The 24,557-nt window shown below is 66.4% G+C and carries 16 protein-coding genes; 11 read left to right on the top strand and 5 right to left on the bottom strand.

Annotation, left to right across the window (positions count from 1 at the left end; translation table 11 throughout):
* Positions 1-69: 69 nt before the first annotated feature.
* The 4 genes from glgC (at position 70) to C1C97_RS01670 (ending at position 7,191) form a co-directional block, all read left to right on the top strand.
* Positions 70-1,314 (top strand): glucose-1-phosphate adenylyltransferase, encoded by a 1,245-nt coding sequence (gene glgC / locus C1C97_RS01655; protein ID WP_110919320.1) that lies wholly within the window; start codon positions 70-72, stop codon positions 1,312-1,314.
* Between the two features lie 66 nt (positions 1,315-1,380).
* On the top strand, positions 1,381-4,122 hold the full coding sequence (pepN, locus tag C1C97_RS01660; protein ID WP_121029800.1) for an aminopeptidase N: 2,742 nt from the start codon (positions 1,381-1,383) through the stop codon (positions 4,120-4,122).
* Between the two features lie 115 nt (positions 4,123-4,237).
* Positions 4,238-5,476 (top strand): hypothetical protein, encoded by a 1,239-nt coding sequence (locus C1C97_RS01665; RefSeq protein ID WP_121029801.1) that lies wholly within the window; start codon positions 4,238-4,240, stop codon positions 5,474-5,476.
* A 17-nt stretch (positions 5,477-5,493) separates the two neighbouring features.
* Positions 5,494-7,191, top strand: coding sequence for an ABC1 kinase family protein (locus C1C97_RS01670; protein WP_110919317.1), 1,698 nt, complete (start codon positions 5,494-5,496; stop codon positions 7,189-7,191).
* A 36-nt stretch (positions 7,192-7,227) separates the two neighbouring features.
* Here the strand turns inward: C1C97_RS01670 and C1C97_RS01675 are convergent, their stop codons facing one another.
* The gene (locus tag C1C97_RS01675; protein ID WP_121029802.1) at positions 7,228-7,995 is read right to left on the bottom strand and encodes a hypothetical protein; all 768 of its coding nucleotides are present in this window, start codon (positions 7,993-7,995) and stop codon (positions 7,228-7,230) included.
* Positions 7,996-8,353: 358 nt separating this feature from the next.
* Between C1C97_RS01675 and wecB the strand changes: the two genes are divergently transcribed.
* The 7 genes from wecB (at position 8,354) to C1C97_RS01710 (ending at position 20,240) form a co-directional block, all read left to right on the top strand.
* On the top strand, positions 8,354-9,490 hold the full coding sequence (gene wecB, locus C1C97_RS01680) for a non-hydrolyzing UDP-N-acetylglucosamine 2-epimerase (protein ID WP_407657256.1): 1,137 nt from the start codon (positions 8,354-8,356) through the stop codon (positions 9,488-9,490).
* 46 nt (positions 9,491-9,536) lie between these two features.
* Positions 9,537-10,886 carry a UDP-glucose dehydrogenase family protein gene (locus tag C1C97_RS01685; RefSeq protein ID WP_121029804.1) on the top strand — a complete coding sequence of 450 codons (1,350 nt, stop codon included), beginning with the start codon at positions 9,537-9,539 and terminating at the stop codon, positions 10,884-10,886.
* A gap of 174 nt (positions 10,887-11,060) precedes the next feature.
* Positions 11,061-12,713, top strand: a complete 1,653-nt coding sequence (locus C1C97_RS01690) for a hypothetical protein (protein ID WP_121029805.1) — start codon at positions 11,061-11,063, stop codon at positions 12,711-12,713.
* The gene (locus C1C97_RS01695; RefSeq protein WP_121029806.1) at positions 12,710-13,711 is read left to right on the top strand and encodes a polysaccharide pyruvyl transferase family protein; all 1,002 of its coding nucleotides are present in this window, start codon (positions 12,710-12,712) and stop codon (positions 13,709-13,711) included. Before C1C97_RS01690 ends, C1C97_RS01695 begins: the two co-directional genes overlap by 4 nt.
* On the top strand, positions 13,708-15,504 hold the full coding sequence (locus C1C97_RS01700) for an FAD-dependent oxidoreductase (RefSeq protein ID WP_121029807.1): 1,797 nt from the start codon (positions 13,708-13,710) through the stop codon (positions 15,502-15,504). The genes C1C97_RS01695 and C1C97_RS01700 overlap by 4 nt, the downstream gene beginning before the upstream one ends.
* Positions 15,505-15,560: 56 nt before the next feature.
* The gene (locus C1C97_RS01705) at positions 15,561-18,452 is read left to right on the top strand and encodes a polysaccharide pyruvyl transferase family protein (RefSeq protein WP_121029808.1); all 2,892 of its coding nucleotides are present in this window, start codon (positions 15,561-15,563) and stop codon (positions 18,450-18,452) included.
* 3 nt (positions 18,453-18,455) lie between these two features.
* On the top strand, positions 18,456-20,240 hold the full coding sequence (locus C1C97_RS01710) for a hypothetical protein (protein ID WP_121029809.1): 1,785 nt from the start codon (positions 18,456-18,458) through the stop codon (positions 20,238-20,240).
* 28 nt (positions 20,241-20,268) lie between these two features.
* Here the strand turns inward: C1C97_RS01710 and C1C97_RS01715 are convergent, their stop codons facing one another.
* From C1C97_RS01715 to C1C97_RS01730, 4 genes are read right to left on the bottom strand one after another with little or no spacing between them, the layout of a single operon-like run.
* Positions 20,269-21,444, bottom strand: a complete 1,176-nt coding sequence (locus C1C97_RS01715; RefSeq protein WP_121029810.1) for a glycosyltransferase family 4 protein — start codon at positions 21,442-21,444, stop codon at positions 20,269-20,271.
* Between the two features lie 3 nt (positions 21,445-21,447).
* Positions 21,448-23,100: a glycosyltransferase family 4 protein gene (locus C1C97_RS01720; protein WP_121029811.1), complete on the bottom strand. Its 1,653-nt coding sequence runs from the start codon at positions 23,098-23,100 to the stop codon at positions 21,448-21,450.
* Complete coding sequence (locus tag C1C97_RS01725; RefSeq protein ID WP_121029812.1) at positions 23,097-24,164, bottom strand: polysaccharide pyruvyl transferase family protein; 1,068 nt, start codon at positions 24,162-24,164, stop codon at positions 23,097-23,099. The genes C1C97_RS01720 and C1C97_RS01725 overlap by 4 nt, the downstream gene beginning before the upstream one ends.
* A gap of 47 nt (positions 24,165-24,211) precedes the next feature.
* On the bottom strand, positions 24,212-24,556 hold the full coding sequence (locus tag C1C97_RS01730) for a hypothetical protein (RefSeq protein WP_121029813.1): 345 nt from the start codon (positions 24,554-24,556) through the stop codon (positions 24,212-24,214).
* Position 24,557 lies beyond the last annotated feature (1 nt).

Below are 24,557 nucleotides of genomic sequence, written 5' to 3' on the forward strand. Positions count from 1 at the left end.
ACCAGTCGATGTCGATGTCGTGTCGTGACCCGTGGGGTCCTGACCGTCTCGGAAAGTGGAGGGGTACGTATGTCACGACAGAAGAAGGTCCTGGCGATCGTGTTGGCCGGCGGCGAGGGCAAGCGCCTGATGCCGTTGACGGAGGACCGTGCGAAGCCGGCGGTGCCGTTCGCGGGTGGCTACCGGCTGATCGACTTCGCGCTGTCCAACCTGGTGAACTCCGGGTACCTGCAGATCGTGGTGCTCACGCAGTACAAGTCGCACTCCCTGGACCGGCACCTGTCCGAGACGTGGCGGCTGTCCACGCAGCTGGGCAACTACGTGACGTCGGTGCCCGCGCAGCAGCGCCGGGGCAAGGACTGGTTCCTGGGTTCGGCGAACGCGATCTACCAGTCCATGAACCTGATCGACGACGCCGATCCGGACATCGTGGTGGTCGTGGGCGCGGACCACGTGTACCGCATGGACTTCGCGGACATGGTGCAGAAGCACATCGACTCCGGGGCGAGGGCCACCGTGGCGGCGGTGCGTCAGCCCATGGAGATGGTGAAGTCCTTCGGTGTGATCGAGACGGATCCGCAGGACCCGGCGAAGATCGCGCGGTTCGTGGAGAAGCCGGACACCACGGCTCCCCTGCCGGATGATCCGGGGGCGTTCCTGGCGTCCATGGGCAACTACGTGTTCGACCGCGACGCCCTGGTGGAGGCGCTGCGCACGGACAACCAGAAGGCGGACACGCACCACGACATGGGCGGGGACATCATGCCGTACTTCGCGGACCGTGGTGAGGCGGTGGTCTACGACTTCACGCACAACGACGTTCCGGGCTCCACGGACCGGGACCGGCAGTACTGGCGTGACGTGGGCACCCTGGACTCCTACTACGACTCCCACATGGACCTGATCCGCCCGCTGCCGGTGTTCAACCTGTACAACTACGACTGGCCCATCTACACGCACCAGATCATGGCGCCGCCGGCGCGGACCGTGCGCGGCCCCAACGGTCAGGCGGGTGTGGCGTTCGACTCGATCGTCTCCCCCGGTGTGCTGATCACCGGCGGGCACGTGGGCTCGTCGATCCTCTCGCCGAAGGTCAAGGTGGAGCACGACGCCCGGGTCACGGAGTCCGTGCTGATGCAGAACGTGCAGATCGGCACCGGGGCCACCGTGCACCGGTGCATCCTGGACAAGAACGTGGTGGTCCCCCCGGGCACCACCGTGGGACTGGACCGGGAGCAGGACCTGGCCCGCGGGCTCACGGTCACGGAGTCCGGTCTCACGATCGCCCCGAAGAACTACCGCTTCGAGCACTAGGCGCGGCGCGGGCGGGCGGTGTCGCGGTGTGACCGCGGCCACCGCCGCCGTGCCTACACTGGGGGCATGGGAGCCAGCCTGACCAGAGAAGAAGCAGCAACGCGCGCCGAGCAGATCCGGGTGGAGGACTACCGGGTCACGGTGGACCTCTCGGGGGCGAAGGACCCCGGGAACACCACCTTCGGCTCCGAGGTCACGGTGCGGTTCACCGCCGAGGAGGGCGCGGAGACGTTCATCGACTTCATCCACGACTCCGTGACCGCGGTGGAGCTCAACGGCGAGGTCCTGGACGTGGACGACATCGTGACCGGCTCCCGGATCCGCCTGCCGGAACTGGGGCAGGCCAATGAGCTGCGCGTGGCCGGTCGCGCCCTGTACTCCCGCTCGGGTGAGGGGCTGCACCGCTACATCGACCCGCAGGACGGCGAGGTCTACATCTACACCCAGTACGAGCCCGCCGACTGCCGGCGCGTGTTCGCGGTGTTCGAGCAGCCGGACCTGAAGGCCTCCTTCCAGTTCTCGGTGATCGCCCCCGAGGGGTGGCTCGCGGCGTCGAACGGGGAGCTGGTGAGCTCCGCCCCCGGGGCGGACGCCGAGTTCCCCGGCGCGGTGACCCACGAGTTCGCGCCCACCCAGCGGATCTCCAGCTACATCACCACCATCCTCGCCGGGCCCTACACCAGGGTCACGGACGAGTGGTGCGGCACGGACCCGCAGGGCGAGGCCGTCACGGTGCCGCTGGCCCTGTACTGCCGCCGGGCGCTCGCCGAGCACATGGACGCCGAGGAGCTGTTCGCGCTCACCAGGCAGGGCCTGGACTTCTTCCCGGAGCTCTTCGGGTTCGCGTACCCGTGGGGCAAGTACGAGCAGGCCTTCGTGCCCGAGTACAACCTGGGCGCCATGGAGAACCCCGGGATGGTCACGTTCACCGAGGACTACCTCTTCCCCTCCGGCGCCACCCGCGCGCAGCTGGCCGGGCGCGCCAACACCCTGATGCACGAGATGTCCCACATGTGGTTCGGGGACCTCGTGACCATGCGCTGGTGGGACGACCTCTGGCTCAAGGAGTCCTTCGCGGAGTTCATGGGCGCCTACGCGTGCGTGCACGCCACGCAGTACACGGACGCGTGGGTCACGTTCGCCCTGGCCCGCAAGGAGTGGGCGTACCGCCAGGACCAGCTGCGCACCACCCACCCGATCGTCGCGGACATCGTGGACCTCGAGGCCGCCCGCCAGAACTTCGACGGCATCACCTACGCCAAGGGTGCCTCCGTGCTCAAGCAGCTGGTGGCGTTCGTGGGCGAGGCCTCCTTCATGGACGCGTGCCGCGCCTACTTCCGCCGGTTCGCGTTCGGCAACACCAGCCTGGACGACTTCCTCGGCGTGCTGGATGAGGCGTGCGAGCACGACGTCCGCGCGTGGGCGGAGCTGTGGCTGCGCACCACGGGCGTCCCCGTGCTCACCGTCCGGCGCGACGACGCCGCGGCCGCCTCCCTCACACAGAGCGCCGCCCCCCTGCGCCCGCACGTGCTGACCGCGGGCAGCTACGCCCGGGAGAACGGCTCGGGCGCGGTGGTCAACACCGCCCGTGTGGAGGTCAGGGTGCCCGCCGAGAAGCGGGCCACCGAGCTCACGGGGCTCGCGGGTGCAGCGGCACCCGGGGCGGCCACGTCGGGCACCGCGGACCCGGGCGGCCGGAACCCTGCCCCCGAGGTCCCCTCCGGTGCGGTCTCCCCCGGCGGCGGTGCGTCGGCACCGACCACGTCGGATCCGGCCCGGCCCGGGGAGGCACCCGGGAGCGTGCTGCTGGTCAACGACACCGATCTCACCTACTGCCTGGCCCACCCGGACCCGGCGTCTCTGGCCGGGCTGCTGGAGCTCGTGGGGGACATCGCGGACCCGCTCGCGCGCGCCGTGGCGCACTCCCAGCTGTGGGCCGCCGTGCGTGACGGTCGGCTGTGCCCGCGCGAGTACGTGCTCATGGTGGCGCGCCGCTGCACCACCGAGCAGCACGCGGCCGTGCTCACCACCGTGCTGGAGCACGCGCGCCAGGCCCTGGGCCAGTACGTGCCCGTGAGCTACCGCACCACCGTGCGGCGCACCCTGCTCGACGCCCTGGGCGAGTCCATGCTCGCGGCCGGACCCGGCTCGGACGCCCAGCTCATCCTCGCCCGCGCCTTCGCCCGCGAAGCGGCCCGGGACGGGAAGTACGCCCGCCCCATCCAGGAGTGGCTGGGCGGCGAGCGCGCGGTGCCGGGCCTGGAACTGACCCCGCAGCTGCGCTGGACCATGCTCACCGCCGTGACCGCCACCGGTCACAGCACCGTGTCCGAGCTCGAGGCGGAGCACGCCCGGGACCGCACTCGTGACGGTCACCTGGGACACCTCGAGGCCGTGGCCGCCATGCGCTCGGACCGCTCCAAGGAGCAGGCGTGGCAGCGCATCGTCTCGGGTGAGCTGTCCAACGACGAGCTCAGCGCCACCATCGCCGGCTTCCAACTGGCCGCGCCCGCTGTGCTGCGCCGCTACGAGGACACGTACTTCGAGCAGCTCACCACGTGGTGGGCCACGCGCTCCATGGAGATCGCCACCCGCATGGTCCGCGGACTGTACCCGCGCGCGGTGGATGCGCAGGCGGCGTCGTCGTCCCCTGCCGAGGCCGCGGCCCAGCACCCCGTGGTGCGCGGCACCGACGCCTGGCTGCGGGAGCACCGGGAGGCACCGGACGCCCTGCGGCGCATCGTGACCGAGCTGCTGGACGACGCCCAGCGCGCGCTCACCCTGCAGATCACGTGCCTCTCCCGGTGACCCGCTGCGGGGCGCTGTCCACACACCGGATGAACCTCGATGCACCGGAATCAACGGATAGCATGAGAGGCGAGGCTGCGGCGGAGCACCCGCCAGCGCGACAGCGAGGGAGACCATGACCGATTACGCGCTCAACGACCGAGGGTCCTTGGACGTCGTCACCGAGAACTTCTACGACACCGAGATCATGCGGGTGTTCGGGGGACTCTCCGCGGGTCGCGCGCAGACCTGGAACGGCATGGCCGCGCTGGTCCCCGAACCGGACAACCCCTTCGACCCCCGGACCGTCTCGGTGCGCGTGGGAGAGAACAAGATCGCGCACCTCAGCGCCGAGGACGCCCACCGCTACTGGCATCCGCTCGCGCGCGTGATCGCCTCCGGGTACACCCCCGTGGTGCCCCTGCACCTGGAGGCCGAGCTGCTGCGCCAGGACGGTGTGGCAGAGCTGAACGCGCGCGCCGCGATCGACATCGCTCCCCCGGACCTGCTGTTCCCGATCAACACCGCCCCCGCCCAGGCCGCTGTGCTGCCCCAGGGCTCCTCCATCAAGGTGCTGGACGAGCAGGACTTCGCCGAGTACCTGCACTCGATCGTCCCCGCCACGGGTGAGGGCCGGGTGATCCTCACCCTGGAGGTGAACCGGGTGCGCAACTCGCACGGCGTCACCGTGGACACCGTGGACGTGCTCTACGAGCGCAAGCAGGTGGGCCGGCTCTCCACCCAGATGTCCCAGCAGTTCACACCCATCATCAACTACGCGTTCGAGCACGATCTGCTCACCGCCGTGTGGGGGACCATCCGCGGATCGTCGTTCGAGGTGTCCATGACCCTGCAGGCCGCGCGCGCCTCCGAGGTTCCCGCGCAGTGGTTCCAGGAGCTGCCCAACGACGTCCCCGAGCTGCTGCCCGACGCCGAGCAGTTCGAGGTCCCCCCGGCTTACGTGGCCGTGGAGTCGGACCGCGGGCGCAACGCCAAGAAGTGGCGGCGCGGCTTCTCCGCGGCCCACCCGGACTCCCCCGCCGGCTCCTCCGCCGCGGGCTCGTCCGCACGCGGACTGGCCGCCCGGTGGCGCGGTGAACCCGCCCGCGCGGACACCGCCCCGCCCGCGCCCCACGACGACGCGGCGTCGGCCGGCGCGCCGTCCGCCACCCCCGCGCGGGCGGCCGGTGCGCCCGCCGCGACACGCCTGGCGCGGAGCCTGAAACCCGTGGTGAGCGCGCTCCTCGCACTGACCGCGATCCTCGTGGTGCTGGGCATTCTGATGCTCGGCGTGGAACCATTGGCCACCACGCTCATCCTGATCGTGGCCGTGGCCACCGGTTTCATGGCCGCGTACCTGCACAGAACGCTGTAAGGGGCTTTTGCACCCACATGATTTCACGCCGCGAACGGTTCCTCCAGATCATCGAGGTCCTCACCAAGCACGGCTTCGGCTTCGCCCTGGGCGGGGTGAGGCCCCAGTGGCGGGCTCCCCTGGCGCGAGTGAACCTGATCGACCCGCAGACCATCCACTCCCAGCCCGAGCACCTGCGCATGGCCTTGGAGGAATTGGGCCCCACGTTCATCAAACTGGGTCAGCTGGCGTCCACCCGTCCGGACCTGCTGCCCCCGGGTTTCGCCGAGGAGCTGCTCAAGCTCCAGGACAACACCCCGCCCATCCCCGTGGCGCAGATCCGGGCCATGATCGAGGCGGAACCCGCTTCCCGGGCCGAGGAGATCCTCACCCACATGGATCCGGATCCCGTGGCCACGGGATCGATCGGCCAGGCGCACGCCGCCGTGTTCCACGGTCGGGACGTGATCGTGAAGGTTCGCCGCCCCGGGGTCACGGACGAGGTCAACCGGGACCTGGAGATCCTCCAGGACATGGCCAAGTGGGTGTCCCGGTACTGGGCGGCCGCCCAGGACTACGACCTGGAGGGCATCGTGGAGGAGTTCAGCTCCTCCCTGCGGGACGAACTCGACTTCCTGCAGGAGGCCCGCAACGCCCAGCGCATGGCCGAGAACTTCATGGGCCACCCGCAGATCCACATCCCCGAGATCCACTGGGAGGCCACCACCTCCCGGGTGCTGACCATGGAACGCATGGTCGGCGTGAAGATCAACGACTACCCGGCCCTGGAGGCCGAGGGGATCAACCGGCACCTGCTGGCCCGTGAGGCCACGGACGCCATCTGCAAGATGGTCTTCGAGGACGGCTTCTTCCACGCGGACCCGCACCCGGGCAACCTGTTCGTGGAACCGGACGGCCGGATCGCGATTATCGACTTCGGCATGGTGGGCAACCTCACCGAGGAGTTCCGGGACCACCTGATCACGCTGCTGCTGGGCGTGGTGCAGGACAACCCGAGGCGCGCGGCCACCGGGCTGCTGGGTCTCACGGACAGCGGCGAGCACGACATCTCCAAGCGGGAGATCGAGAAGGACGTGGCGGTCATGATGCGCCGCTACGCCAACAAACCGCTGGAGGAGGTCCGCGTGGGGGCGCTCATGGCGGACCTGATCTCCGTGCTGCGCCACCACAAGCTGCAGCTGCCCCGACAGTCCGCCCTGCTGCTGCGCATGCTGGTCACGGCGGAGTCCATGGGAACCGGGCTGGACCCCGAGTTCGACCTGGTCTCCTCGGTGCAGCCCTACGCCGAGCGGTTCATCATCCACCGGCTCTCCCCGGACATGCTGCTGAACCGGCTGCGGGCCACGGTGGAGGACGCCGTGCAGATGGGTGTGGACGTGCCCGAGTACGTGCGCCGGCTCATCGTGGTGCTCGAACGCGGTGGGTTCGACGTCCACCTGCGGACGGACGAACTCGATCCTTTGGTCAAGAGCGGCGCCAAGATCGGCCACCACGTGGTGGCCGGTGGCGTGATCGCGGCCACCATCAACGGCACCGCGCACATCATTGCCTCCGACCCGCGGCGGTGGCAGAAGTACCACACCCCGTTGATCGTGGGAGGCATGTCCACGGTAGGGGTGCTCAGCGGCTACCTGGCCGTGTCCTCCAACGTGGACCGGGTGCGGCACATCGCCCGGGTGCTGCGCGGGAACCGCCCGAAGCGCACCGTGCGCTGAGCACACGCCGCCGCACTGTCACGCGGCGCCCTACTCTCAGAGTTCGTCCCACAAAGCGTGCGAGTTCTTGGACGTGGGCAGCTGCACCCACTGCTCCGTGCGGTGCGTGTCCACCCTGGACCGGGCGGTCGCGAGCATCTCCGGAGTCAGGTGGAAGGGCCCCCCGTCCGCGAAGTCCCGCAGGTGCTGCGTGGACCCCACCACCGTGCGCCGCATGTGTGCCATCCCCGGAATTCGCTTGGTGAGCGTGGCGTAGGCGACACCGGGTTGTTTGAGGTTCGCCAGGATCACGCGCAGGATCTCGACGGACTCGGGCGTCACCAGCAGTTCCACCGCACCGGCTTCCATGGCCTTGACCACGCGGCCACGCTCCAGGAACTCGTAGTAGTCCCCGTAGCAGCTGGCCACGAACCGCACCTCGGTGTCAGGGTGGTTGGCAATGTGGCACGCGAGTTCCCCCATGGCGACCAGCACGTCCGTGAAATGATCCAGGGTGGCCACGATCAAGAGGTGCTTCTTCGCGGCGGCACGCCCACGCAGCCGGTTCTGCCGTTTAGCGGTGGCGCGGATCTCGATCTCGAAGGCGGAGGGACCCATCTGCATGATGGTGAAATCCTGGTCGTAGCCGTCGAGGGGGTCCTCCGCGCCGCTCAGGATCTGGCGGGCCAGCATCTGCAGTCCCGTGAAGCTCTCCCGCATCCGGGCCTGGGGCAGAGGCAGCTGATGCCCGTTCTCATCGGTGTAGGTGGCCAGGACCGGTATGCGTACGCTGGGTGGAATTGCTCCGGGGGAAATAGCTGTCACTGTGCCTCTCCTTGAACGCGCCCTGTCCGTGATTTCAGTTTTGCACAACCAGAATGTGTTCTGGTGAATGCCGGGCAAACCACCCGGGACGGCACCGCGATCCAAGGATGGCTCCACGACGGAGCGATCTGCATTCGTACGCACACAGTGTATGTCAGCCCTCCTCACACCATCGTGCCTAATGGCGCGCGCCTTTGTACCCACTAAGGGGGACACGAGTGCGCAAGTTATCTGTTATTCAGTTGGTGTTCCCATAGACTGTGAGCCCGTAGGGGAGGAACGGTCGAACACCGCCCAGCGGCGGTGCGGACCGGATCATCCACGGGCCCAGGTAAGGACGTCTTGCGTGTTCACGATCATGCCGATTTACGGCACCCGCCCGGAGGCCATCAAGATGGCCCCGATCGTCAAGGTTCTGCAGAGCAGCACGGACTTCGAGTGCGTGGTCACCGTGACCGGTCAGCACCGGGAGATGCTGGACCAGGTCAACGAGATCTTCGACATCACCCCGGACCACGACCTGAACATCATCCAGCCGCGCCAGACCCTCAACGGGGTGCTGACCCGCACGGTGGAGGGCCTGGACGCGATCTTCGCGCAGAACGCACCGGACGCTGTGGTGGTCCAGGGGGACACCACCACCTCCACCGCCGGCGCGATCGCCGCGTTCTACCGGGGGATCCCGGTGATCCACGCCGAGGCGGGGCTGCGGTCCTTCGACCTCTTCTCCCCCTTCCCCGAGGAGGCTAACCGCAAGATGACCTCCCAGATCACGTCCCTGCACCTGGCACCCACGAGCACCTCCAGGGAGAACCTGCTTCGTGAGGCCCTGTCGGAGCAGGACATCGTGGTCACGGGCAACACCGTGATCGACGCCCTGCTGCACACCGTGGAGCAGCAGCTGCCCTTCTCGGACCCGCAGCTCGAGGAGATCGCCTCCTCCGGTAAGCGCGTGCTGCTGGTGACCACGCACCGGCGTGAGAACCAGGGAGAGGCCATGCGCGGCGTCGGGCGCGCACTGGCCCGCATTGCGCGGGCCGAGCCGGGGCTCACGATCGTGCTGCCGGCGCACCGCAACCCCGTGGTGCGCGAGGCTGTGCTGCCCGCCATCGAGGGCCTGCCCAATGTGGTGGTCACCGAGCCGCTGGCCTACGGCGAGTTCACCCGCATGCTCTCGGTGGCCCACGTGGTGCTCACGGACTCCGGTGGGGTCCAGGAGGAGGCGCCGTCGCTGGGCAAGCCCGTGCTCGTGATGCGCGAGAACACCGAGCGCCCCGAGGCAGTGACCGCCGGCACCGTGAAACTGATCGGCACGGACGAGGAGCGGATCGTCACCGAGGTGGACCGGCTGCTCAACGACGACGCCGCCTACCGCGAGATGGCCAACGCCGTGAACCCCTACGGTGACGGCAGGGCCGCGCAGCGCTCCCTGGCCGCAATTGAACAGATGTTCGGCGTGGGGACGCGCATCGCGGACTTCGACCCCCGGGACTGACCCTCCCTCTCTCCCAGTTCCCCGTCAGGAAGGGCGTACCCGCCTCATGCGTATGACCGTGATCGGCACCGGATACCTGGGCGCCACCCACGCCGTGGCCATGGCCGAGCTGGGCCACGAGGTTCTCGGGGTGGACGTGGACCGGGCAAAGATCGACACGCTGTCCGCGGGCCGCGTCCCGTTCCACGAACCGGGCCTGCCGGAGCTGCTGCGCACGCACGTGGCCTCGGGCGCGGTGCGGTTCACCACCTCCTACGAGGAGGCCGGGGCATTCGGGGACGTCCACTTCGTGGGCGTGGGCACGCCGCAGAAGCGCACCGGTCACGCCGCGGACATGACGTACGTGGACGCCGCGGTGGAGCAGATCGCGCGCGCCGCGGACCACGACTGCGTGATCGCGGGCAAGTCCACGGTGCCCGTGGGCTCGGCGGCGCGCCTGCAGGAGGCGGCCCGGGCGGCGTCGCGCCCGGGTGTCACCGTGGACCTCGCGTGGAACCCGGAGTTCCTGCGGGAGGGTCACGCGGTGGAGGACACGCTGCGCCCCGACCGCATGGTGCTGGGCGTGGAGCACGACGCCGCCGCGCGGCCCACTGCCGGGGGCAGGCGCGCCGAGGCGGCGCTGCGGGAGGCCTACGCGCAGCAGCTGGCGGCGGACACCCCGTTCATCGTGACGGACTACGAGACCGCGGAGCTCGTGAAGGTGGCGGCCAACAGCTTCTTGGCCACCAAGATCAGCTTCATCAACGCGTTGTCCGAGATCACAGAGGTGGTGGGCGGGGACATCCGCACGCTCGCGGACGCGATCGGGCTGGACGAGCGGATCGGTCGCAAGTTCCTCAACGCCGGTGTGGGTTTCGGTGGCGGGTGCCTGCCCAAGGACATCCGCGCGCTGCGCGCCCGTGCCTCGGAGCTGGGTCTGGACCAGTCGCTTCGTTTTCTGGCAGAGGTGGACGACATCAACCTGCGCCGGCGCGAGCACACCGTGCAGCTGGCCGTGGCCGAGTGCGGCGGATCGGTGCACGGCGCGCAGATCGCGGTGCTCGGCGCGGCGTTCAAACCCGACTCCGACGACGTCCGCGACTCCCCCGCCCTGGACATCGCCGCCCGTCTGCACTCGATGGGCGCGGACGTCCGCCTCTACGACCCCCAGGCGAACGCCAACGCCGCCCAGCGCTACCCGCGCCTGGACTACGTGGAATCGCTCGACGCCGCCGTGGCCGGTGCGCAGGTGACCCTGCTGCTCACCGAGTGGCGGGAATTTCGGGACATGGACCCCCGCCGCGTTGCCGGGCTAGTGGCGACGCCCACGATGATCGACGGGCGGAACGTGCTGGATCCCGCGGTGTGGCAGGGTGCTGGGTGGCGGTACCTGGCGTTGGGGCGGCACACAGTATGATCGGCGACTAAGCACATCAGACCGTGGAGCCCGTTCTGCCCCCCAGGCTCCACGCCCCTCCCCCGCCCGCTTGCCCGAGAAGACCCCCAGATGACCCCCACCCCCACAGTGACGCTGCAAGAAGTCCGCAGCGGCGCACTGGACCCCCTGACACCCGCGAACCAGCGAGCCCGTGTGGACGTCGTGATCGACCACGTCACGGTCCCGCTCATGGTGGTGCGAAAGACGAAGGCGTCGCACGCCGTGGTGTTGAGCAACGGTGCCGTCGATCAGGAGGTCGCCCACCACGAGCCCGTGTTCCAGCGCTCCAGCTGGTACCAGGACATCGACCACCACCAGGTCTACGTGTACGACCCGGCCACGGGAGCTCCCGACTATCTGTCCCTGGCTTGGGGTCATCTGACTTCGGACCACTGGGTCGTGCCGGAAGTGGGTCAAGCGGTCCGCGCCGTGATGGACACCTTCGGCGTCCGGGATCCCGCCTCCCGCATGTACTTCGGTTCGTCCGCCGGAGGCTTCTACTCCCTGGCCCTGCTGGCCGACGATCCCGGTGCCCTCGCGGTGATCAACAACGCCCAGTTCGACTGGACCCGCTGGATGCCAACGGGCGTCAACGCCCTGCGCCATGCCCGCTTCGGGGGGATGTTGCCCGCGGCGATCCGTACGAGCCACCCACTGACCTCCAACGTGCTCATGCTCCTGAAGAAGCGCGACGTCCCGGTTCGGATCCGCTATCACGTCAACGTCACCTCCGACCACGACCGGAAGCAGGATCTCCCCCTGTTCCGGGCCTTCATGAGCAATGCCGCCCATTTGTGCGACGAGGTCAGCGTTCACCCGTACGCCCATCACACGCACGGTCACAATCCAATGTCTCGCCCGGCAACGCTGCGCGTGATCAACAAGGCTTTCGACGCGGACCCGCCCATGCACGACGACGCTCCCGATACCGAGTTGGACGAAGGACGGAGTTGGCCCGTTCACTTCCTCGGATCCGACGCGGCGACAACGGAGATCCTGGGCGACGGTCGTCACCTCGTGCGCTACGACGTGCTGCCCCGGGAGGACACACACCACCCGATACGCGGAGTGCTCAGTGAGAAACCGGGGGCGGACACCCTGGTGGTGTGTTTCCACAGCCTGGTCGACCGCTCACGACACCCGTTGCCGCGCTTTGAGCGATTCGCCGAGCTGTCCGGACTGCCTCACCACATGCTGTTCCTCTCGGACCCCACCCTGGAGTCGTCGGACACGCTTCGGAGCGGGTGGTACGTGGGGACGGCGGAGGACCCCCTTCCGGACCGGCTGGCAGATCACATCGGTGAGGCGGCGAAGGCCCTGGGCGTGGGCGAGCGCGTTCTGCTGGTGGGAAGTTGCGGTGGTGGTTTCGCGGCCATGGCCCTGGCCCCCCGTCTGACGGGAAGCTTGGCGCTGGCCTTTTCCCCCGACACGACCCTTGACCTCGTAGCCGAGGGCGGTCCCGCCACCGCGTTGGCCAGAACTGCATTTCCCGAGACTCCGACCTGGAGTGCACTGCACCGGGGCCGTCCCACGCTGGTGGATCTCAATGCGTTGTACCAGCACACTGTCACGGGACACGTGTGGTACGTGCAGAACAGTGGCGACGCACAATACGTGGCGGAAGCCATGGAACCTTTTCAAGAGCATGCGGACGAGCGCGTTCAGGTGGTCACGGAGCACCACTGCACCGGGCACAATCCGCCCACCCCGGCACGCATCAGGTCGTGGATCAACTACGCGTGCGAAGACTTCGAGGCCGATCCGCGTCAATTCGGACTGGCCATCCGTCCCCGGAGCGTCCGATGACACGACTGGGACACGTCGGTTTCTTCGGGTGGGGCAATTACGGCGACGAACTGATGTATCAGACGTGGATCTCCGCCTTCGGCGACGAGTTCACTCACGAGCGGGTCCACGACGTGCTGGTCCGGCCCTACTTTTCCCGCCCGGCGGAGGAGATCGCAGCCGACGTGGACGCCGTCGTCATCGGTGGTGGCGACCTGATCCATCCGGACGCCATCTCGACCCTGTACTGGAACCGGGCATGGCTGACACGACCGGTGATCGTCGCGGGAGTCGGTGTGGCCCTCGAACGGACTCGGCGGCGTGGCGACGTCCCCGGACGCCTCAGGACGTTCCTCCAGCACGAGAACGTGCACTTCGTGGGTACACGTGACCAGGGCAGTACACACTGGCTGCGGGACACCGCAGGTCTGAGCCGCGAAATCGAGACCGGGGCGGACCCGGGCTTCGCCGCTGCGTTGCCACCCGCCGGACACCCCGGCCGGGACACCGTGGGCGTGGTGTTCCGGAAGGTGCCGACGGACCAGGACCTGAGCACGCTGGATCGACTCCTCCGTCTCATGGAGCCGAGAGGATTTCGTGTGGAAGTCCTGGTTCTGGCGGTGGAGCACGATCAGGCCTTGGAGCGTCGTGCACTCGAGGACGTGGGTGTTCCCCCCGAGATCATCCGGACCGAGTCGAGCATCGATGCCCTGACCGCTGCACTCGGCGGGTATCGCAGCCTGCTCACGGCAAAGTTCCACGGAGCGGTCATGGCGGCCCGGTACGGCGTACCGGCCCTGTCACTCAGGATGACGCACAAGGTCCGTGCCCTGAGCATCGCCCTCGGCGATCCGTGGTTGGCCCGGGAACCCCATCTGATGGACGACACCGCGTTGGCCACGGCACTGGAGCGAAGGTCTTCCTCTCCGTTGCTGCACACTCTCGAAGAGACCGCCACCCACCACATGAATCGCGCCGTGAGTGCCACGCGCCGCGTGGCCGAAAGGAAAATTCCATGACGGAAGACGCCCAGACAGTTGATCCGCTCGACTCACCGGTGCACGAGGCAATCTGGGCCAAGATCCCCGATGCCCTCCCCCTCTACACCGAGCTGGTGGTGGCAGGAGGTGGAATCTCCGGTTGTGCCGCCGCCATCAGTGCCGCTCGACTTGGTGTCCAGGTGGTCATGGTGGAGTCCACCCACATGCTGGGGGGCCAGGCCGGCCCGGGTGGCGTGTCGGCCATGGACGAGACGAGGTACTACGCCAACATCATTCAAGAATTCGGCTTCTGGGGTGAATTCACCACACGAGTGCGGCATTTCTACACCTACCGGTTGGAGCGCCCCTGCAACACGTCCCAGTACCGGGACGAGTCCTTTTCTCCCAATCCCGTGGTGGTGGATCGTGTCCTGACCGCGATGCTCAAAGAAGCAGGGGTCCGGGCCTACCGCAACGTCACCGTGACCGGCGTGCGGGTCAATGGCGAGCAAGCCCAGCTGGACACCACGTCCGGTGGCATCGCGGGGCGGTGTCTGGTGGACGCCACGGAGGACGGCTCCGTCACTCGCCTGAGTGGTCTGGCACATCGGGTCGGAAACAGCGTCTACGACGGTAAGACGTATTCGCACGAGAATTTCCAGGACACCTTCATCCAGGACATCACCCAGACGGCGATGATCCGCCGCTACGACGCGGGCACCATGCCGGAGGGACTACGCCTCACGGAAGAACCCGAGGGTTACCAGAAGGCACGGGCAGCTGTGAGCCGCGCGTATCCCCGAGGTAGCCGGCAGGGGATCGAAGAAAAGGAGAACGGATTTGCGGGGTACCGCGGAGCTCCGGACCTGGGAACCGAGAACTACTACACCGGGTCTCAGTGGAAAGACATCACACGCACCTCACTGAACTACTTCAATGATCAGCCCACGGAAGCCAGCTACCTGCTGGACGAATCGGCGCGGGCGTCGATAGAACGTGCGGCCATCAATCGCACCTTGGCCATCATCTACTACCTTCAGAACGAATGTGACCTGCCCTGGAGCGTGGCCACGGACGAAGGCTACGACAAGATGCCTCGAGAGCGGTCCCCCAAGGTGACGGAGGGGCTTCCCATGAACGTGGTCCGTCATTTCCCTCCCATCCCCTACATCCGGGAGTCCGTTCGGATCGTCGGACGCGAGACACTCACGGGCAAGGACATCTACCGCACGAGCAACCGTGGTGCACCAAAGGTCGACGTGACGAGTATTGCCACGGGAACGTATCCACCCGATCTGCACGGCGGTCGTCGGGAACGGGACCTGGAAGAGGACCTCGGTGAGAGCCTTGCGGACAAGCCGAAAGTCTGGAGGGAAGGCCCCTTCAGCATTCCGCTGGGTTGCCTCCTCCCCCGCACCAGGGTGCCTATGGTGGCAGCGGAGAAGAATGTTTCGGCTTCCAGGATCGGCGCGGCGGCCTTGCGGCTGCACCCCACGGTGGCGGGCATCGGTCAGGCCGCAGGGGTCGTCTCGGCGTTGGCGATCCGCCACAAGGTGTTCCCCCATGACGTGCCGACCCTCGCCGTGCAACTGACACTCATGCAGCAGGGCGCCTACCTGCCGCCTCGACGGGTGGAAGAACTCACGACCGCGCACGAAGATTTCGTTGAGGCTCAGACCGCGGTGCTGTACCAGGTCTTGCCCATGGAGCTCAATCCCAGTGAAGGATGTGCGCCCACCACACGCGTGAACCTGAACCGGGCCACGCGCATCGGCACGGCGATCCGTGAGGAATACGAATCATGGTTGATCGATCCGTCAGTCCACCCATGACGCGTCGTCCTAGCTCCCCCATCCCCCACTGATCGTCGCATTATCCGAGGTGCATCATGCAAACCATTGACCAGCTCAAGGCCGAGCTCGAGAAGAAAACCTTCGACCAGGGATTCCACTGGCGCATCCTGTTCCTGGGCCGTTCCATCAACGGCACCACCGACATCGTCTCGTCCATGTCCCGCTCCCTGCGCAACCTCGGCCACCACGTTCTCGACCTGGACATCAAGTACCACCGGATCGCGGAGAACCCCGACCGGGTTTCCGGAGGCAACGGCCCCATCTACGTTCAGGCCGAGAAACTGCAGGGCGCCATCGACGGGTTCCGCCCCCAGATGATCATCTGCTGTGCCGGCGGACTGACCTTCACGGAGGAGGACGCGCAACGGTTGAAGGACCAGGGCATCGTACTGGTCGGGATCACTCTCAGTGACCCGGACGTCTTCCCCACCGTCCACGCGCACGCCCATGTCTTCGACGTCCATACCACCAATGCCGGACTCTCTCTGCGGATGTACGAGGAAGCCGGGGTGAGGAACACCGTCTACTTCCCGTTCGGCATCGACAGGGGATTCGTCACGCAGCACGTGGACGAGGACCCTTCCATGGCTGCCGACGTCATTTGTGTGGGGCACGCCAATGACCGGCCCGACCGGAACCAGACAATGGTCGCTTTGAACTCCGCCTTCGACGTCAAGACGTACGGACGCGGATGGGAGATCCCCGACAGTGAAACCGTGGCCGGGGACAAGGCCCTGCAAGCCATGAAGATGGGCAAGATCCACATCAATTTCCCGCTGACCCGCGCGGGATTTATCAACATCAAATGCGGTGTGTTCGAGTCTGTGGGCGCAGGTGCCGTGATCGCCACCGGGGAGTTCGACGAGATGTCGCACTTCTTCGACTACGGTGACGAGATCATCGGCTATTCCGACGACGCCGATCTGGCTCGTAAGCTCCAGGTGCTGCTGGACGACCCCCAGGAGTATGAGCGGGTGAGACTCAACGGTTTCCGTCGGTTGGTGAACAACCACCTGTACGAACACCGGTGGATGGAGCTGTTCGCCAGGCTCCGCGACGCGTCGTCGGAAACCATGCCCTGGTTGGACGAGAACAGGACCCGTGAGATCGCGCAGAGCCTGACGCCGTCCTTGCCCCGAGCGCGCGCGGTGATCCTCTCCGGCTTCTACGGTGCGGGCAATTTGGGTGACGAGTTGATCCTGCAGTCCATCTCCTCTGCCCTGCAGGCGGCCGACCCTGCCGTCGACGTGGTGGTAGCGGCCGAGAACCCGTACAAGGTGGAGGTGGAGCACGGGCTCCAGGCCTTCAAACGGAGCGATCTGTTCGAAGCGGCACACCAACTGCATACGGCCGACGCCGTGGTCGTCGGTGGCGGTGGTCTGTGGCACGACCTCACCTTCCAGCGCGCAGGTGGACTGACGAGCCTGGTGAGCGGGGTGGCCATGTCGATCGCGGGGTTCGGGAACCTGCCCATGATGGGACGGGTGCTCGGCATTCCGTATCACGTGATCGGATTGGGCGCGGGACCGCTGGAGGACCCGGACGCCCAGGCCATGGTGAAGTTCCTGGCCGAACAGACCGAGTCGATCCTGCTGCGGGATCCCGAATCCCAGGAGGTCGTGGAACGTGCAGGCGTGCCGGCCCAGCGGCTGTCCACCGCGCCGGACGTGGTGTACGCGGTGGACCTTCCTTCGTCCCACCCGCAGGGTGCCTTGGTGGATCGGTTGCAGGAGCTGAAGGACAGCGGTCATCGCCTCGTAGGTGTGAACCTGCGTCGCTGGAGCCTCTTCCCCATGGACCAGGTGCTCGCCAGCGTCGAGAAGACCCTCAACTCCTTGGCGGCGGCGGAGAAGATCGCCGTGGTGTGCCTGCCGATGCAGGCCGGCACGTCGCATGATCGCCAGATTCTGCAGCAGCTGGCGAAAGGCCTCTCACCCAACATCCCCGTGGTGCAGGTTCCGGATCCGCTGGGTCTGTCCGCCCTGGATTTCTGTCTGTCGGAACTGGACCTGTTGGTGACCATGAGACTGCACGCGGCGTTGTTGGCCCATCGTCGTCACGTGCCCACGGTCGGGTTGGTCTACGACTCCAAGGTCCGTCGTCACTTCGAGGAAGTGGGGCGGGAGCACCTGGCCCTGCCGCTGGACGTTTCATGGGAACAGCTCTTCGACTCAGCGTCCGAGGGGCTTTCCGAACGACAAATCACTGACGAGAACTTCCTCCGCCGTGTCGACGACCTCCAGAAGCGGTCCTCCCACGCGCTTGGGGCCGCTGCCCGCCGCGTTGCAGAAGCACCGGTACGTGCCGTGGTCTACGAGATCCCCATGGAGAGGCCGGCCCAGCCGACAGCCGAGGCCGCGGCGGTTTCACGCGTGGCGGCCTTCACCAAGGCCGACTACTCCGCCAAGGAATTGGAGCTGCCGCAACGCCAGCTCAACGTCCTCTTCGACGCTCCTCGCGCACTGCACATCTCCTTGCCCACCACGGCGCCGGTGGCCGGTCAGGAGATCCACAACACCTGCACGCTGCGTGTGGACACCACCCGGCCCGTGGAGGTGTCGTTGACTCTGGTCAGCAACTACGAGCGGGCCCAGAACCAGGGTCGCATCTCCACGGTGCTGCGCATCGGCGATCACGTCATCACCGATGACCTCGCCCGCTCCAAGGAGCCGGTGATGATCCGGGTCCGTACCAGCGGCTCGCTGGAGATCCCCGTGGGCCTGTCACTGGTGGTCAACAACAAGTGCTTCCCCGCACAGTCCTGGCCCAAGTACAGCCGGGTCTCCGTGCGCGTCAACGAGATCCACGAGATCTCTGACCGGGGTGCGGTGCCGGCGCTGTTCGCCTCGGCCGGTTCGATCGCACCGCACGAAGATGACGAGGAGACAGCATCGACATCTCAGACGTCCGTGCCGAGCAGGGCGTGAGGTATGGCCAACTATCTTGCGGTGTTCACCCATCGCCGCAGTTTTCCCGACGTGGCCGAACACCTGGTGACGCTGAATCACGGGTCTCCCGGGGAGCGCCACGACGAAGTGCTGGCCAACGGGTGGGCCCTGACGTGGTTGTCGCACCGGGCCGCTGCGGACGTTGTGGACGACTCGAGCCTTTTCACGGGCGTGGCGATCGACGACGACCGTGAACGGTTCTACTTCGGCGCGTGCGGATGGCGAGACCGTGGGCGCAGCATGGGGGGTACCGAACTGCCGGGCTGTCACCTGCGCATCCGTTGGGATCAGAGCGCCGTCACCATCCTAGGCGACCTCTACCGGAGCATGCCGATCTTCGTGACCGCCGTTCCGGGGGCGGTGATGGTTTCCGACTCTGCCTACACCTTGTTGCACCTGCGTCGGCGTCTTGGATGGCCCGTGACCGCCGACACCACGGTGGCCGCGTCCCTGGTGTGGGCCAATTCCATGTCGGCGCAACTGCTGGGCGCACGCACCCTGGTACGAGAAATCAGCTACGTCCCCGTGTCATCCCACTTACAGCTGTCCCTGGAAAGTCCAGGGTCCGTTCACCGCACGGTGCATACTCCGGTCAGGGACCACTTCGCCGTGTCCAGCACGGACTACAGGGAGGAGATCCGTTCGGCTGCGACACGGATCGCCTCCGTGGTTCACTCCGTCGCATCCATGGGTGAAGAGTTTGCGAGGCTGTCCCTGTCGGGGGGCAAGGACTCCCGCATTTGCCTGGCAGCCGCTCTGCTCTCGCCCGTGGGACGCGAGCAGGCCCTGTTCACTTGCACCAACGCCCATGAACAACACCGTCTGGATCACCAGGTGGTCTCCACCCTGGCCGAGGAATTCGGATTCACCCTGGGCCCGAAGAAACCGGTCACCGACCCTGCGGCGCTGCTTCGGCGCTTTCCACGGCCGATGGGCATGTGGTTCATGGATCAGGCCCTGAGCTACTTCCCGCTGAAATTGCAGTCCTACGCACTGCGAACCCCCGGCCCGTTCAGCATTGCGGGGTTCGGGTCGGAGCTCTACAAGGGCAGCTACGGTCTGCGTACCCTCGAAGCGGTTGTCACCTCGATCGCTCGGTCCCGTCCGGACGTGGCCCGTGCCGTGGAAGAAGTGGCCGGTGAATCACTCCAGGACGCGGGGATCAGTACCTCGGAGCATCTCAGTGCCGAATGGCACTACTTGTTGTTCCGGAACGCCTTGCACGGAGGCCGGTTCGTTCCTGCCACCAAATTAGGCCTGCGGCCGCTGCAGCAGACGAATCTCGTGGCACTCAGCAAGTTGGCCCCGGAGCAACGCCCCGAGCTCTTGAGCGACCCCCGGGACATCCCCGAAGATCTCCTGGCGCTGCTGAGTCCCGCCTTGGCCAGCAGGCCGTTCGATCGCGCCGAGAAGAATCGCAGCGCGGAGCAGGTCACCTCCAGGCTCCGGGCACTGGGCGGTCCCGTCAGCTGGCACGAGGTGAGTACCTACACCCTGCACGGACTCGCGGAGGACGTGCATGGAGGGCCGTTGCGCAGTCTCGAGAACATGGTCTCCGCTGACATGCCCACAGGTCGACTAGTGCGCGAGAACCTCGTCCCCTGGGTCGACCGCGCTGCCAGCATCATTGCCGAGGACGGGTCGCTTCCGGACTGGGTCGAACTGGCCGAGCAAGCCCGCACCACGGTGCGGGACACCACCATCCCCCTGGGACACGCCCGTGGCGACCTGGGCAGAGTGCTGTCCGTCGCCGAGGTCCTCGCCTGAATGGCGCCGGGCAGGGCGGCCCGTGTGACTACCAGTCCAGGTGACGTCCCAGGTCCTGAACGAAACGGTCACTGATTTTTGCACTGTGCAACGGCTCGATGGCCCTCAGAACCTGCTCTCTGCTGCGCCGTCGGGCCAGCTCTGCGGCCGCCACGAGGTCCTGAGCGAACGCTTCGTGTCCGCGGTTGAGAGGATCGGTGACGAAATGAGCGGTGTGAGTCGGGAGGGCTTCTCGGAACACCGGGGTGTCCGTGGCGAGCACGGGGAGTCCGAAGCTCAAGTACAGCAGGGCGGCCCCCGAGTTCAAGGAACGTGTGTACGTGACGGCTCCCACGTCCGCGGCGTTGAGATAGTACTGGGCACGATTTCCCGGGATCCGCGATGGTTCGATCAACACGTAGGGGTCCACAAGGCACCGCTGCACGAAGGACGTGACACGAGGATCGTCATCGGGGCTACCCGCCACGACCAGACGGAACCGCTGGTCGGGACGAATGCGACGGAGGTGTTGGAAGGCGTCGAGCAACTCGTTCAGTCCCTTGTAGGCCTTGAGCGCACCGAAGACCACGAACACGGTCTCGTCGCCGTCGATGCCGAGGCTGGCACGAGCGTCTGCGCGTGAGACGAAATTCTCGTACGCGTCCACATAGCTCGGATGTGGAGCCACCACGAGTTTGGACCGGTCCACGCTCAAGATGCCTTTCATCGCGTCCGTGGTGGATTCGGCCATCACGTGCACCACGTCTGCTCGGTTCGCCACCTCTTGGCGGAGTTCGATCTCCTCGTCGGGGTATGTCGCGTCGTGCGGATACACGTTGTGCACGGTCCACACCACCTTGCCGCCCCGGTCCTTGAACTTGTCCAGGCGGCCCAGGAAGCCGTTGGCCTTGGTCCGTGCCCTGGCGGCGTCCTCGGACACCCCGATCACCCAGTTGATCCAGTGGAAGTGGATGGTCTGGGAGCGGCTCATTCCCCGGAATTCCGGCAACACGCTGAAGTCGAATCCCTTCAGGACAGGGGCGGCAGCCACACCGTGGGACGCGAACTGCCGGTACAACATGGCTTGGTACGGGTTGACTCGAGCCACCGCCGTGTATCCGAGCAGGTGAGGTGCAGGATCCGTGCCGACCGCGCGGAGGGCCTGGTGAATCTCGTTGACGGGACTCCCCGGTGTCCGGCTGAATCCATGGATCAATGCGCGCATGGCTTAGTCTCTCTCCCCCGGGGCGCCAGTAACGTCTGTGAGGTGGGCGAAGTAGTCCCTGTACCGTTTCCCGTTGTGTTTCCACTGTCGCTGTTCACGGACCCAGTCGAATCCCGACTGTGCCCGGCGCGCCATCTCGGCGGGGTCGGAACGCACCCCCGTGATCACCTGTGCCAAGGACTCGGGGTCCCCGGCCACGAACGACCAGCCGCGTCGGGGTGGATCCGCTATCTCCGTGAGCGCGGGAACATTGCTGACCACCACCGGAAGACGCATGGCCATGGCCTCGAACGGTTTCAGCGGTGTCACATAGATGGCCGCCCGCTCCAAGATCCGCGGTACCACGAACACGTCGATCAAGGCGTAGTAGTCCATGATCCGCCCGTGATCGACTCGTCCGACGAAATGGACACGCTCCGCGACACTCAGGGAATTGGCGAGCGCCTCGAGCTCGGCGCGGCGTGAACCGTCACCCACGAGCACGCAGTGTTCCGTGCGGCCCTGGCGTTTGAGTTCTGCGGTGGCCCGGATCAGTGTTTCCTGCGATTCACGAGCGTGATCCATGTTGGAGACGTACCCGATGGTGGGTGAGGTCCCGATGCCGAGGAACTCGGCCAGTTCGACCGGGCGTGAGCGGGGTGTGAAGCGTTCGCAGTCCGCTCCGTTGGGGATGACCCCAATCTTCTCGGCGGGAATCCCCCGGGACGAAAGTTCTCGCTTCATGGTTTCGCCGATGGTCAGGACCATGTCCGCAGCTCGCATGCACTCGAGTTCACGCTCCATGCGGCGAGTGTAGATCTCGCCCTGGGCCTCGTACCGGACGTCGTCGGTCCAGTTGCTCTCGAAGAAGGACCTGACCTCGTAGGCCACCGGGATGCCCGTCTTCTCCCGCAGTGCCAGAGCCACCAGGGCGGTTTCGAATCCTCGGCGCCCTGAGCTGACATGGATGACGGCGGGGCGAATCTCACGGACCCGTGAGTAGGCCATGTCGGCGAAGAGCTGCAGGTATCGGTCCACCGGCATTCCCTTGAGGTTCGCCGCACCCAGGTCCAGGTGTACGTGCTGCACACCGTCAACCTGTCGCGTGGTCGGGAACGGTCCGTCCACGACCGAGCGTGGGAAACCCGGTTCCGTCATGACCACCGGGGACAGCCCGGCGGCCTTCTCGGCCAGGAAGTTGTAGTGACTGCGAGAGGTGAAGCCGTTGGAGAGGTAGGGCCTGCTCTCCTTGACGAGGTGGAGGATGCGCCGCGAGGAGATGGGCTCCACGGGTCGGTGTGGTCCTTGGATGCGGGGCCTGACACCGTGGAGCTCCTTGACCCGACCTTCGAGCGTCACCAAGGACACCGCAGTGATGTGACCGTGGTCCACCAGTGTGTTGGCCAGCACCAGGGATTCGGTGATCTGGCCCAGTTTGCCCAGGATGTCTCTGCGAACACGGATGAAGTCCGCGTCATGGTCGAAGCGATCTCCCCAACGTTCCATGAGATCCATGGCCGCCTGGTACTCCCGGTGGTCGCGCAAGGCTTGCAGCACAGATACGGCGAACGGTGCCCCGGCCCCACTGATGACGCCTTCGAGCGCTTCCAGGCTCTGTAGCCCATGGTTTGCACCCTGGCCGCCGGCAGGTCGTTTTTTCTCCTCCGCGTTCGTCATGCCGACCTGACTCCCTCGGCCGATGACCCCTCGGCTGGTGCGCCCTGCATAGGTGCCCCCGTGAGTGGGCCACGGCGCGGGAAGTCGGTGTCGATCAGACGTTGGAGGTCACGAACCGCGGCATTGGCCTCCGCTTCCAGAATGCGCACCGCCATGTCGGAGACGGGTACCTGCGCCAGCTCGGCTTTGGGCAGGAGGTGAGGATCTTCGTTGGAGGAGAGCAGATGCCTCCTGTCCAGACGCGAATACAGGTTCCGGCTCTTAGTGGTCGCGGAGAGCACGACGGAGGAGACACCGTACATGGTGGCGGCCACCGTGCCGTGGAACTTGTTGGACAGCAGGAACTCCAGTCCGCCGATCCAGGAGCTGAGCTGGTCGATGTCCTCCGACTCCAGGATGATCTGGTCCTTGAACGGAAATTTTCGGGCCACCTCGATGTCTGCTGCCCGGGTCCTGCCGGTTCCCAGGACGAGGTTCACCACGTCGTATCCCCGCTCCTGCATGGTTTCGCACACTCGGAGTAGCTGTGTGGGATCGGAATCGGCACGGTGCGTTCGAAGATTGATTCCCACCGTGGGCGTGTCATAGCGGTGTGCGGGCGGCATGGTCAAGTTGAAAGCCAGGTCCGCGTGAACACGAACCGAGATCCGTGGCTGGAGGACGTGGCGGATCCACTGTGCGCTCTCTTCATCGCGGGCTGAGATGTACCGCACATTGGAGTGTTGGAAGAACGTGCGCAATCGCTCGATCACATCCGGAGCTTTGTACTTCACCCACGTCGGTACCCCCACACCACTGATGTAGACCGGGCGTTGCAACCAAGCACGGTTCCAGTACAGGGGGGAGATCTTGTTGGGGATCACCAGATCACCACCACCGATCACCAGTGCATCGAATTCCTCGGCGATGTCCGTGGCCCGGCGGGAGAAATAGGGGGCGGTGAGCTGGTCATGGACCACGGCCACGTCGTGGTGGCGGCCGAGGCTCGTCTTCCACTGCTCGAGGAACAGTTCGTCTCCGTAATTCCCCCATCCGAAGAACCCGACCAATCCGAGGCGTGCCATGTCATTGTCTCCTGACGAGTAGGTGCTGAAGCGTTATCGAGTGTGTGTCATTTGGACAGCTTGTCGAGTTCCTTCTGCGGGGCGACCACCGTCCAGTTGGGTCCTGCCACGAAGGAGTTCTCCTTCTTCCTGTATTCGTCCACTCGAGCGTTCTTCTGCTTGTCGTCCTGGTACACGCCCAGCCAGACCTTGTCGCCGCACTTGATAGCTTCCTTGACGTCCTCGCCCTTGAACACGTTGTCGCTCTGGCACGGAAGCCCTGCGTCGGTCACGGCACCCTTGAGGTCCTTGACGTTGTCGTAGGACGTGTCCGTGATGGAGGTGGACGAACCCTCGCAGGCGGTCAGGGCCAGCAGGCTCAGGGCGGTGAGGGTGGTGGCGACTCGACGCATG

The organism is Kocuria tytonis (assembly GCF_003226895.2).
In the GTDB taxonomy this organism is placed as follows: Bacteria; Actinomycetota; Actinomycetes; order Actinomycetales; family Micrococcaceae; genus Kocuria; species Kocuria tytonis.